The following is a 12,325-nucleotide window of genomic DNA, read 5'->3' as shown; positions in this document are numbered from 1 at the left end:
ACCCGTTATGAAAGTTCCTTCTCGTTTTTTTGCAAGGTCATCATCTGACATTCGTTTTGATTTTACAAATGAAAGTGTATCGTTTACTTGTGCGTTAATCGAGTACGTTGAAATAGTTAAAATAAAGCAAAAGAGAATCTTTTTAATTAATTTAAGTTGCGACATAATTTTGGGTTCTTTTAATTATTTCGCAAATATCGTAAGTGATTGTGTTTTCATAAAAATGAAATAAGTGCAAAATGATTGATTTGTACCAATTACTTTTTTTACAAAAGATTTTTCTTGAATTGTGTTGGTGTTAAGCCTTTGAATTTCTTAAATGTAGCATTAAAAGAAGATTTAGAATTAAAACCTACATCTGTAGCGATTCCTAAAAGTGTAAGATTATTGTTTTGGTCGTTTTTTAGTCGGTTTACAAATTCTTCCACTCTATATTCATTTATGAAATCTTGAAAATTGGTATTCATATGTTCGTTTAAAACTTCAGAAATGTATTGACGCGGAATATTTAATTTATCTGAAACATCTTGTATGGATAATTTTCCATCAAGATATATTTTATCAATTTGCATTGCATTGATTAAAGCAGTTTTATATTTACTAATTGTTTCATCGTTTAGATTTGAGTTTTTGTATTTACCGATTTCTACTTTAGGTAAAATTTCTTTATTACCATTAAACAACTTAAAAGTTATAAAATAGAATAAAAACGCAACAACTATTAAAAGATATGAATTGAAATTTTGGTCGTATAAAAACGGTAATTCTGATAATCCAACGATTTTAAGAATATCATTAATGAGTGAAAAAACGAACAAAATAATGATTGGAATGATGAAATATATAATCCAATTTTTTCTTTTACTTGAAATTATGGAAAATAAAATTAGTAATAAGTAGATGATAAAAGTTAATTCGCAGAATACTTCTAAAACTTCAATGACTATATTAGTTTGAATTAATTTTATTTCAATTACTTCAAGAATTAGATAAATGATATTTGGTATGAAAAAACAGTAATCTGATTTTATAAACTTTTCTTTATTGCTTTTGAAATACCTAAAAAACAAAAATAGAAATGTTATAAAAAGTGTGTTATCGAAAAGAAACCAATCGGTGTTATTAACAAATATATTATTCTTGTCATCTCCAATAATGTATAAAACGATAGAAAATAAACTTCCGAATAATAACCAAAAAGTTGTGTTCTTATAACTATTGCGATTGTTATATAAAACAAAAAGGACGAAAAGTCCTTGAAGTAATGCAATAATTTGAATTGTTTTAAGCATCATTAAAATTTACTGTTTGCAAGATACAAAATTTGAAAAATATTTAATAGTGCGAAATATCTTTATATTATTTTAGATAATGTTTCTTTTTATCGAGGTTTTTATGCGTTTCGTGCAGCTCGAGGGTTTCTGCCATCAATAGTACTTCCGAAACTTTCAAAAAATAGTGTGCTAAAATTAGTAGCAGTAATAAACTTCCAATAAGCAACGCACCACCAAGAAACCCAAGACCTGAATTATCGGCTAAAAAGTCGCCTAACGCTGTACCCAATGTATTAGAAAATAAAATAGCTATCCAATAGAATGTTTCACCATGAAATGTATTAATATCGTTTACGGATACTGATTTCTCCGTTTTTTTCCATGCTACAAATGTTGCAATCAATATTGTAATTAGAAGTAATGAACCGGTGGCATATCCTAAGCCTAATGTGCGATCCATAAAATCTGACATTGTAGTTCCAGCTGTGCTTGTTGCCAAAATTACTGACCAATATAGCATTGGTTTGTACTTTGTAGCATACAATTGCAATTGAAGAGTAACAATGAAAAAACCAACTAAGATTAATGAAATCAATGCATAACCAATATTTAATGTCATTGAAAATAAATCTCCTGCTGTTTCACCTAAAGTGGTAGCGCAAATTTTCATTATCCAAAACGCCATTGTAATTTCTGGTAATTTTTTCATTAGAACTAATTTAGAATTTATAGTTGTAACCCAGTCTTATTACTTGTGTTTCGTAATAGTCATTGCTAGTATAACTAAAATCTTGTCCTTGAATTTCTTTTTTAATTACCAAAGTATTTAATAGGTCAGTAGCATTTATAAAAAATTCTCCTTTACCATTTTGAACTGATTTTTTCAATCCTAAATCAATAGAAAATCTTGATTTAATTTTGCCTTGCGGAATAATATCTGGTGCTAAATAAACAGCCGTTAGTTGCGCATCCACTTTTTTAGTTAAGTGCAATGTGTTGTTCCACTTTATATTTCCTGAGAAAACATCTTGTTTTGCTGCCGAAAAAGTATTTGGCTGTGGATATAAATTTTGAACTGTAAACGCACCGATTTGATTATAATAGGCATTAAGATTAATATTGGAAGAATACCATTTTACAATATCTTGTGAAATGACCATTTCAACACCTGTATTTGAACTTTTATTTACGTTTTGAAAAATGGCATAAATCAGATTACTACTAGGAACTGTAGAAGCTATTCTTGTTATTGTAGCATTGGTAAAGCGATGGTAGATAGCGGAATATAAATAGCCTTTTTTCAAATTTCTTTTGAAACCTAATTCCACTAAATTAGTGAATTGTGGTCTTAGTCCAGGATTACCAACTTTGATAATTTCGGCATCGTCGTACTTTGGAAATATTCTAATATCTACTTCGTTTGGTCTGTCAATTCTGCGGTTGTAGAACAATGATATTTTGTTGTCATCATTGATTTTATAAGCAAAACGGAAATTAAGAAATGGTTCGAAATACGAATATCCATCAGTTCTATAGGTTGGATGGTTTGGATTTACCTCGTATTCTAAATCTAAGTATTCTAGGCGTAATCCGATTTCGGCTTCGATTTTATTGGTTTCATAAATGTAGTTTCCATAAACTGCTGGAATAATTTCTTCATAGGTTGCTTTACCACCTGCACTTGCATCCAAAGGCGAATTATTTCCTGGAAAGAATTGCATGTTTGTTGGAATAATACGGTTTCGAAATTTGAACCCTGTTTCAATTCGTCCGTATTTTAAAGGTTTTATGTAATCGATATTTAGATCTATTACACTTTCATCTGATAATAATTTGAAGGAATCTTTACTCGAAAAACTTGGCAAAATGTTATCGAAGAAATATTTTTCATCTTCTCTATGAAAGGTATAATTGAAGCCAATATTTAACAAATGTCCGGCTTGCTTGAATTTATGTTGATATGCAGCAGTTCCCATCACTGTTGTTTTTAATTCATCCTCTAAAAATTGCCAAAGTCGTAATCGTTCGGAATAGTCTGCATTAAAAAAAGGTTGGTCGCCGTTATCAATAATTTTTTCTGAACCAAATAAACCCGAAACGGTTAGCGTATTGTAATCATCGATATTCCAATCAATTCCCGATTTAATTGTTGAAAAATGGGTGTTTCGATTTCTTTTTAATTGTTGGCTAATTATTGTGCCGTCATTGTATGTTCGTGTTACAAATTCATTTTTATTTAGGGTTTCTGTGTATAGATAATCGCCTTGAAAAAACGCATTAATTTTATTTTTGCGATAATTGAGTGATAGTGTAGGATTGATTTTTGGTGTTAATGAATATTGTGGTCTTATTGTAGGCAAATTTTCTTTTCGTTCCCACAAAGCACCTAAACCCGACGTAAAACCCACTTTACCATTAAAGCCTTCTTTTTTGTTTTTCTTATAGATGATGTTAATAATTCCAGCATTACCATTGGCATCGTATTTTGCAGATGGATTATTAATGATTTCTATTTTATCTATTGCTGAAGCAGGAATATTATCTAAACCCGATTGATTTCCGAAGCCTGTTAAAGCAGTTTGCTTACCGTCAATCAATACGGTCACTTTATCATTGCCTCTAATTTGTACTTTTCCGTCTTGGACTGTAACCCCTGGTAAGTTTTGCATGGATTGTAAAACAGAGCCGCCACTTTGACTAATATTGTCAGCCATAGAAAAGGTTTTTTTATCCATTTTCTCGCTGACAGTATTTGTTTTTGATACTACTACTACTTCTTGTAAGGTTGTGGCATCTTCTTCTAATTCGATAGTGCCTTGATCTAAAAACTCGGAAAGGGATCCAACATAAACTGATTGTGTCTTGATTTTGAACCCAATAAAGGAGAATTCTAAAATATAGTTTCCAGATTTGATATTGGCCAATGAAAATCGACCTTCCTCATTTGTTATTGTTCCGGCAATTAAAGTAGCATCTTTAGAAGTTTTTAATGCCACATTTACAAATGGTAATGCAAGTTTAGTTGTTTTGTCTTTTGTGTTACCCGACACTGTTACTGATTTATTTTGTGCCCTTAAATTTGCTACCGATAATAGTAGCATTGTTACTAATAGAACGTTTTTAATTCGCATCATGCTTTTTCCTTTTATTTTTTTTGAACAAAGTTCTGAATGGAATTTGAAGAAATATTGAATTTTAAAAAACTATTTCGAATTTATGCATTCTATCCATAAAATAGTAGTTAACGGACCAATGGTTTGTATCCGCAATTTTTTTAATGATCGATAATCCTAAACCATTTCCTTGAGAGGATGGATTGGATTTAGAAAAACGCTCAAACATTTTTTCAGTCTGTAAAGCTATGAGTATTCCTGTATTTGCGAAAGTTATACTATGATTAGTAAGTTTGATTATAACTTGACCATTTAATACATTGTGATTTATGGTGTTTAAAAATAAGTTACTGATTATCATTTCTGCCAGAAAATGATTTGATTTGGCTTCAACTTCATTTGATAATTCTGTTGTAATATCTATTTTTTTTGAAAGTGCTTGTTCATTAAAAAAGGTTAGTTGATTATTGATAATATCTTTTATGTTTATTTTCTCAATCTCATTGTATGAATTGCTATCAATTTTTGATAACACCAACAGATTTTTATTAAGTTTAACCAACCTTGTGGTAGTGTTGTTTAAATCATCAATCAATTTAAATTGTTCTGAGTTTAGGTCATTTCTTTGAAGTATATTCTCTAATTTACCTTTAAAAATTGCAATTGGTGTTTGCAACTCGTGTGCTGCATTTTCTATAAACTCTCTTTGACTTTGATAAATGCTAGAGTTTTTATGGATTAAGCTATCGATGGCACTATTTAATCGGTTGAACTCTTCGGTTGTGTTTTTAATTAATTTTACTGAAGTAGATTTGTCAATTTCAAATTGTTCCATTTTGTCTAAAGCTGCATAAAATGGTTGCCATAATTTTTTTGAAATTATTTTGGTGATAATGAAAAAGCCTATAATTAAAAGTACTAATAGTGAAATGAAAAGAATTACAGTACTTCCAATTAGATTTTCTTTTTCGACCATATTTATTTTGGCAGAAAAAGTGAACCATTTGCCTTCAATTTTTACTGGAGCGTTGAGCACTCTAAATGGTTCGTTTTCTTTAGTTAATGCATCGTAATAACTATGATCAAATAAACTGTCTTTTTGTATGCCATTGAATTTTTCGAGATTTACATCGCGATTGAACTTGTTCCAAAGCGTTATGTCCATTATAGTTAAATCATCTTTAGTAAATTTATCAAATTGCTTTTTTATCGCATATAAATCCTCATTAGCATCGTCTTCATATAAAATATTAGAAATAATATAAAATACAGGACCAACTGTGATTAGTATTACTAGCGCATAGATAAAATAATAATTTAGTGTTTTTTGAAGTAGTTTTTTATTCATCTTGCCATTTATAACCTGTTCCATAAACTGATTTTAGATAATCTGTTGCGCCCATTTCTTTGAGCTTCTTTTTCATGTTTTTAATGTGCGCATATACAAAATCATGATTGTCTAACATGTCCGCCATATCACCCGATAAATGCTCGGCAATGGCACTTTTGGATAAAACTTTATTTTTATTACCAATCAAAAATAGTAATAAATCCATTTCCTTTTTGGTAAACTCGATTTTCATGCCTTTGATTTTGACCGACTTGCTTATTGTATCTATTTCTATTTCATTAAAGGAAATCACATTTTTTCCATTGAATTGTTTTCGTCGAACTAATGCTTGAATGCGAACTAATAATTCTGATAAGTGAAATGGTTTTGTTAGGTAATCATCGGCACCAAGTGTTAGCCCTTCAATCTTAGTTTCTAGAGTGTCTTTGGCAGAAATTATAATTACTCCATCTGTTTTGTTTTGCTTCTTTAGGGCTTCTAAAATTTTAAATCCATTACCGTCAGTCAACATTAAATCTAAAAGAATACAATCGTACGAATATAAAACTATCTTCTCGATAGCACCTTTTAAGGTAGTTGCTGATTCACAAAGAAAATCGTTACTGCTCAAGTAATTTATGACACTTGTTGCAATTTCGATTTCATCTTCTATTATTAAAATTTTCATATCACAAAGAAACTAATCAATTTTGAATATAAATTGAATTTTGCTAATATTTCAAACTCATACCTACACAAAATCCCATATCGTTATCATAATGTATTCATGTACTTAGGTTTCTTTTCATAATATATTTCAAGCCAAAAATGTATAATTTGTCAGTATTCCACATTAAATCCATTCTTATACTTTTAGAAACTGGAATGTCCATTGGTTCTAAGTGAAATCTGAAATTACCATCGGTAAAGACTTCAGCTTGTTCTTTTATAACCATTGGTATTGTATTTTAAAGACATTTGCTAAAAACGGAACGATTGTCTTTAGCATTGGACTGCTTTAAAAGGTTTTTTTCCATTTGGCCACCTTCCATTCCTCTACAAAGCCAATCAAAGCAAATGAATGGCATTAACATTGTGTTTTGCCAATATATCTACCAATATTTGTTTCTGTTCCAAGACCACGTTGGAATTCGAAACAAAAGTGAAATTATTTTATATTCTCGAAAAATGTCAAGACAGGTATCAAGAGTTCGATTTCAAACCCTGACAGCCCACAAAAACTCCATTAGAAATAATGGAGTTTTTTTATGTCTAATTCACCCGTCTGTAAATATAATTAAGTTGAAAAGTTGAAGCCATACAAAAAGGATTAAATAACTTGAACTAGAAGAAAACAAGACACGAAAAACTCCTTAATTTCTTATGGAGTTTTTTTCTGTTTATTTTCAAATTACCAACCTTGGGTCAATCCGTTCTTAACGACTTCTTCGTATTTTTCTTTATCGAAACTATACAAATTTGGAGCTTTATGCGCTACATTACTTTTCTTCTCATCCAACTTTGTCAAAATCCCAATTGCAGTTATTTTACGTAAAAAATTTCTTCGGTCTAGTTTTCTACCTAGAATGGTTTCATATAATTTTTGTAATTCGGGAATCGTAAATTTTTCAGGAAGTAAATTATATCCAACCGGCATTAGATTCAACTCCATCCGAAGGGTTTCTAATGCTTTGTTTAAAATTTCCTTATGATCTAAAACTAATTCCGGCACAGCATTATGATCAATCCACTCTACAATTTCATTTTTCCCGTCAGGCTGAGGGACCGTTTTTAAAAAATCGACTAAGGCATAATAACCAACTGTTACAAAACGACTAGCAAACCATTTTCCCTCATCTAAAGGTATTCCGTAAAAATTAAGAACACTATTACTCACCTCAACATCGCATCTATTTGCTGCTCCAAAAGTAGAAAACTGCCTCAGAAAAATTCCTTTCAATCCTGTTCTACCGTGTAAAACTGTAACAGCAGCCTGATCAATACCCTCGTTTACCGGCACAAAACCTCCTGGCAAAGCCCATTTATCACTGTACTTTGTTTTTATCAACAACACTTTGAGTTGATTGTCATGAAATCCGAAAATCACACAATCTATTGACAAACCCGGCTGATAATCTTCCTTGTTAGCTAAAATATCCTTTAACATATACTTTTTCTGATTATTACTATTTTATTTACTAGGCGTGCAATTTAGCTCATTTTTTCAAAAAAACTAGTGAACTCTTGATTTTGAAAATATTGAAGCTATTTTTAAACACATCCATAATGAAATATATCGACAAAGAAACAAATCCGTTTGGTACAAAAAACACATTTAAAAATAAATTTGCAAAATTATTTCAATAATTAAAATGCATAATTTTAAAAGAAACACATTGTGAATCAAAAAAATATATGCATTACCTCAAAATAACACATTATATTATTGACCAATAATTATCCAAAACCAACCAAATTAGAGACTATGAAAAAAATCATCTTACTACTTATTGGACTTACATTGTCTTCACAATTGTTTTCCCAAGAAGTAGTTCAACTGTATGTTCACGAACAAGAAAGCGAAGTCGCAAGACCAGAAAACGAACTAAAACACTTTGAAAAAGTAACATTACTAGCCGGCGAAGAAAAAACAGTTACATTTCAATTGACTGCACGTGATTTTGCTTATTTTAATTCAAAATCTAATGATTGGGCAATAAAATCAGGAAACTTTGACATCCTTATTGGAAGTTCATCTCGTGATTTGCCTTTAAAACAAACCATAGCTATTGAATCGACAAAAGCTGCAAAAATAGTGCTGACACGTGAATCATTATTTAAGGAATTCAAAAAATCTCCAAACAGTCAAGCGATATACGAACAACTAGTTCAAAGTTTCACTGGTGCCAATAAAAAACCAGAAACAGAAGATGAGAAAAAAGTAGCCTCTTTTTTTGAAGCTATGTTAGCTGACATGCCGTTGAACAAATTGATCTTATTTTCCGGCGGTAAGTTTACAGAAGAAACTATGAATGGAATATTGAAAGCCCTCAACCAGAATTAAAGATTGTTATTAATTGTTGTTAAAAAAAGTATTGAAAAAGAATGTATTTGAAGCATTTGCGAGCGCCTTCAGCTAATTTCCCTTAATCCAATTTATTCTCCAAATAAACACCATAACTTATGGTTTATTAGAAACTAAAGATTGAGTCAATACTTTTTTATTAAAAAAAAACGTAGTCAACGGATCAATAAGAAAAACTTACATTTTTTCCTCAACTGTAAAAGAAAATCTTATAGGATTTCTAATGAGTATTTAATAGAACTAAAAATGCCATCAAAATAAATCGTGATGGCATTTTTTCTGGTTGAATTATTTCTTAACTACTCTATAAATTCCAAGGTTCGCTCCAACGCCATTCCTCGAGATCCTTTAATTAAAATAGTACTATTATCGAATTTCATGTCAGATAAATCATTTGAAAAACTTTCAAAAGTATTGTAAAACCAAAAATTATCCTTCTCAATTTTACTTTCATAAAATGCGAATCCAACAAAGTAACACGTTATATTATCTTCATGAGATAGCATGGCAACAATTGCATTATGCTCTTGTAAACTTTCATCTCCAAGCTCAAACATGTCGCCCAAAATCATAATTTTATTAAGATTCTCTAATTGTAGAAAGTTTTCAATTGCTACTTTCATACTACTCGGATTTGCATTATAAGCATCCAATATAATTTGATTTGTACCTTTTTGCACTAATTGTGATCTGTTATTTTCAGGTATATAACTTTCCAAAGCATCTTTTATTTCACTGTCCACAACTCCAAAATACTTTCCTACTGTCAGCGCTGCGTTAATGTTATTCGCATTATATAAACCTATTAAATGAGATTGAACAACTAAATCTGAATAGCCGATTGTCACAAAAGGATTCGCTTTTATTGAAGTGATATTAACATCTGCATTTGTTTTGTTAATACCGAAAGAATATGACTTTAACACTATTGACTTTTCAACTTGAATTGGGTCTTCCAAATTAATAAAAGCGAGTTTATCATTTGCCGAAAGGTAATTATACATTTCGCTTTTGCCTTCAATCACTCCTTCCACACCACCAAAACCTTCTAAATGAGCTTTGCCAAAATTAGTGATATACCCATAATCCGGCGTTGCCAATTCACACAGAAATTCAATTTCTTTTTTGTGATTCGCTCCCATTTCAACTATCCCTATTTCAGTTTCTGAAGTAAAAGAAAGCAATGTCAAAGGGACTCCGATATGATTGTTTAAATTACCAATGGTTGCTTTAGTTTTGTATTTTTTCGAAAGCACAACATTAATAAGTTCTTTAGTGGTCGTTTTACCGTTGCTTCCCGTAAGCGCAATTATAGGCAATTTTAGATAATCCCGATGGAATTTTGCCAATTCCTGTAGTGCAATCAAACTATCTTCAACTAAAATAGTTCTTTGATCAATATAGTATGATTCGTTATCAATTATAACGTACGCAGCACCTTTTTCTAATGCTTCTTTTGCAAAAGTGTTAGCATCAAAACGTTCTCCTTTTATAGCAACAAATAAAGAGTTTGGCTCAATTTTACGAGTATCAATTGAAATTGAGTTGCATTGCAAAAACAAACTATGAATGTAATTAATATCCATTTGAAACGATTTTAAAAAATAAAAGCCCTAATCAAAGGGCTTTTATTTTTATTATATATTAAAAATTTAATTTCTTGCTGATCTTTTCTTATCTGCTTTTGGACCTACTCTAGACATTGCACATCTAAAACCGATATAATCCGTAGCCATATCTTGTGGAAAATACCTTCTTTGTGCAGGATCTAACCAATAAGCTCTGTCTCTCCAAGAACCTCCTTTGTAAACTCTTGATTCATCATTAATCAATGTAGTTCTTTTGCTAGATCTATCGTATTTCCTAACCATTTTACCTAAACTATCAGTAGTAACATTGTGTTTAGGAGAATTGTACATGGTTTTCTCAGATTTCGTTTTTTCATCATCTGATTCAGATTCTCCAAAATTATAATATCGAGTAGATTGTTTGTCACCATCTCTATAATTGATATTATTACTTTTGTCAAAATTCTGTCTCAAATACGTTTCTTGTTCATCAACTGGAACTTGAGCAATCTGTCCTGGAAAGTTTCTTGCAATAATTCTACCATTACTTAAAGTGTCATACTTCATATTGTCTTTAGTAACAATCTCTACTTTTCCGTCTGCACCAATTTTGTTTTTAGTATATTGATTTCCTCTAAAATAGTTAAAATCATTTGCTTCATTATCAACGATAGGTCTGTAAACATCCTGTACCCATTCTGCAACGTTTCCTGCCATGTCATACAATCCAAAATCATTCGCTGGATATTTTTTAACCTCATTTGTAATGTCAGCTCCATCATCAGACCAACCCGCAATTCCACCATAATCACCATTTCCTTGTTTGAAATTGGCCAATTGATCTCCTTGACTTTGTCTTTTCCCTGAACGTGTGTAGCCACCTGACCAAGGGTATTTTTTCTGACCTTTATAAATATTATATTCTCTTTGTCCCACATCTGCTGCAGCTGCATATTCCCATTCTGCCTCGGTTGGAAGTCTATATTCCGGAAGAAGAATTCCTGATGAACGTTGAGCATAGACATTTTTTGGTTCAGCAACCGTTCCATCCTTACCCGCTTTTGGAGTCTTTCTTGCTCCCTTTCCTCCTTTTAATACAATCTCTTCGTTTCCTCCATATGCCGAAGTAGGTGAGTTCAAATAGGTTTCCGTATCAAAATTGCTTTCTGCAGTTACATCAAGTGTTTTTGCATTCTTTTTAAGATATCCGTTTTTTTCTAATAACGCCTCATTCACACGTTGAGTTCTCCAGTTACTGAATTCAACCGCTTGAATCCAATTTACTCCAACAACTGGATATTCAGCATATGAAGGGTGTCTCAAGTAATTATTAGTCATTGTCTCATTATACCCCAATCTGTTTCTCCAAACTAACGTATCTGGCGAAGCACCTTCGTAAATGTTTTTATAATTTTCCTCTGTAGGTGGATAAACGCTTTTCAACCAATCTAAATAATCTAAATACATAGAATTAGTTACCTCAGTCTCATCCATGTAAAAAGATTGAACGTGCTGTTGCGTTGGCGTGTTGTTCCAATCATGCATAACATCGTCTTGCACTTTACCCATAGTAAATGTACCACCTTCAACAAAAACCAAACCTGGTCCTGCTTCTTGCTTTTTCTTACTTGAGCCTTTTTTACTATCCATATTCCAACCCGTTGCTCTCGAAGTGTTCTTTGAGCTGGATTTTTTACTGCAACTGGAGAAACCAACAATCAGCATGATTGATAGTAACAACTGTAAGCCCATAATTCTGTTTGCTTTCATACTCTTTATTGGGTAATAATTTTAGTGCCGCAATATAATAATTAACAATTAATCAGCATCTAACTTTTTTTAATAAATTCACAAATCTAACTTTAACATTAAATTATCTAATCTAACGCAAATTTATAATATTTATTATTTACTATTACACGAAATGATTTATTTTTACTGATTAATAATAACTC

10 protein-coding genes are annotated in these 12,325 nt (G+C 31.0%); 1 reads left to right on the top strand and 9 read right to left on the bottom strand.

Annotated elements, in window-relative coordinates; genetic code table 11:
- From DR980_RS16640 to DR980_RS16010, 7 genes are all read right to left on the bottom strand, one after another.
- The coding region (locus DR980_RS16640) for a DUF5982 domain-containing protein (protein ID WP_262510256.1) at positions 1–165 on the bottom strand (165 nt) is incomplete at its 3' end.
- 101 nt (positions 166–266) lie between these two features.
- Positions 267–1,295 carry a helix-turn-helix domain-containing protein gene (locus DR980_RS16035; RefSeq protein ID WP_233206905.1) on the bottom strand — a complete coding sequence of 343 codons (1,029 nt, stop codon included), beginning with the start codon at positions 1,293–1,295 and terminating at the stop codon, positions 267–269.
- Between the two features lie 64 nt (positions 1,296–1,359).
- Positions 1,360–1,983, bottom strand: coding sequence for a COG4705 family protein (locus DR980_RS16030; RefSeq protein WP_099715577.1), 624 nt, complete (start codon positions 1,981–1,983; stop codon positions 1,360–1,362).
- Between the two features lie 10 nt (positions 1,984–1,993).
- A complete protein-coding gene (locus tag DR980_RS16025) occupies positions 1,994–4,408 on the bottom strand; it encodes an outer membrane beta-barrel protein (RefSeq protein ID WP_233206904.1) in 2,415 nt (804 codons plus the stop codon).
- Positions 4,409–4,469: 61 nt separating this feature from the next.
- Positions 4,470–5,759, bottom strand: a complete 1,290-nt coding sequence (locus DR980_RS16020; RefSeq protein ID WP_099715576.1) for a sensor histidine kinase — start codon at positions 5,757–5,759, stop codon at positions 4,470–4,472.
- Positions 5,728–6,405: a response regulator transcription factor gene (locus DR980_RS16015; protein ID WP_099715575.1), complete on the bottom strand. Its 678-nt coding sequence runs from the start codon at positions 6,403–6,405 to the stop codon at positions 5,728–5,730. Before DR980_RS16015 ends, DR980_RS16020 begins: the two co-directional genes overlap by 32 nt.
- A 723-nt stretch (positions 6,406–7,128) precedes the next feature.
- A complete protein-coding gene (locus DR980_RS16010) occupies positions 7,129–7,884 on the bottom strand; it encodes an NUDIX hydrolase (protein WP_113637962.1) in 756 nt (251 codons plus the stop codon).
- A gap of 318 nt (positions 7,885–8,202) precedes the next feature.
- On the opposite strand from DR980_RS16010, the gene DR980_RS16005 reads away from it, so the two are divergent.
- On the top strand, positions 8,203–8,781 hold the full coding sequence (locus tag DR980_RS16005; RefSeq protein WP_146779257.1) for a fibronectin type III-like domain-contianing protein: 579 nt from the start codon (positions 8,203–8,205) through the stop codon (positions 8,779–8,781).
- Positions 8,782–9,101: 320 nt separating this feature from the next.
- Here the strand turns inward: DR980_RS16005 and DR980_RS16000 are convergent, their stop codons facing one another.
- Both DR980_RS16000 and gldJ read right to left on the bottom strand, forming a co-directional pair.
- Entirely contained in the window at positions 9,102–10,388 is a 1,287-nt protein-coding gene (locus DR980_RS16000) for a UDP-N-acetylmuramoyl-tripeptide--D-alanyl-D-alanine ligase (protein WP_113637958.1), read from the bottom strand.
- 66 nt (positions 10,389–10,454) lie between these two features.
- The gene (gldJ, locus tag DR980_RS15995; protein WP_113637956.1) at positions 10,455–12,140 is read right to left on the bottom strand and encodes a gliding motility lipoprotein GldJ; all 1,686 of its coding nucleotides are present in this window, start codon (positions 12,138–12,140) and stop codon (positions 10,455–10,457) included.
- Positions 12,141–12,325: the final 185 nt, after the last annotated feature.

Origin of the sequence: Flavobacterium psychrolimnae, from assembly GCF_003312425.1 — a bacterium.
In the GTDB taxonomy this organism is placed as follows: domain Bacteria; phylum Bacteroidota; class Bacteroidia; order Flavobacteriales; family Flavobacteriaceae; genus Flavobacterium; species Flavobacterium psychrolimnae.
The sequence above is the reverse complement of the archived record's forward strand: the minus strand, read 5'-3'. Positions and strand labels throughout refer to the sequence as shown.

Excerpts from the sequence above, each read along its gene's own strand:
- DR980_RS16025 (WP_233206904.1), bottom strand. The coding sequence starts at position 4,408 with ATGATGCGAATTAAAAACGTTCTATTAGTAACAATGCTACTATTATCG.
- DR980_RS16035 (WP_233206905.1), bottom strand. The coding sequence starts at position 1,295 with ATGATGCTTAAAACAATTCAAATTATTGCATTACTTCAAGGACTTTTC.
- DR980_RS16010 (WP_113637962.1), bottom strand. The coding sequence starts at position 7,884 with ATGTTAAAGGATATTTTAGCTAACAAGGAAGATTATCAGCCGGGTTTG.
- DR980_RS16030 (WP_099715577.1), bottom strand. The coding sequence starts at position 1,983 with ATGAAAAAATTACCAGAAATTACAATGGCGTTTTGGATAATGAAAATT.
- DR980_RS16005 (WP_146779257.1), top strand. The coding sequence starts at position 8,203 with ATGAAAAAAATCATCTTACTACTTATTGGACTTACATTGTCTTCACAA.
- gldJ (WP_113637956.1), bottom strand. The coding sequence starts at position 12,140 with ATGAAAGCAAACAGAATTATGGGCTTACAGTTGTTACTATCAATCATG.
- DR980_RS16015 (WP_099715575.1), bottom strand. The coding sequence starts at position 6,405 with ATGAAAATTTTAATAATAGAAGATGAAATCGAAATTGCAACAAGTGTC.
- DR980_RS16020 (WP_099715576.1), bottom strand. The coding sequence starts at position 5,759 with ATGGAACAGGTTATAAATGGCAAGATGAATAAAAAACTACTTCAAAAA.
- DR980_RS16000 (WP_113637958.1), bottom strand. The coding sequence starts at position 10,388 with ATGGATATTAATTACATTCATAGTTTGTTTTTGCAATGCAACTCAATT.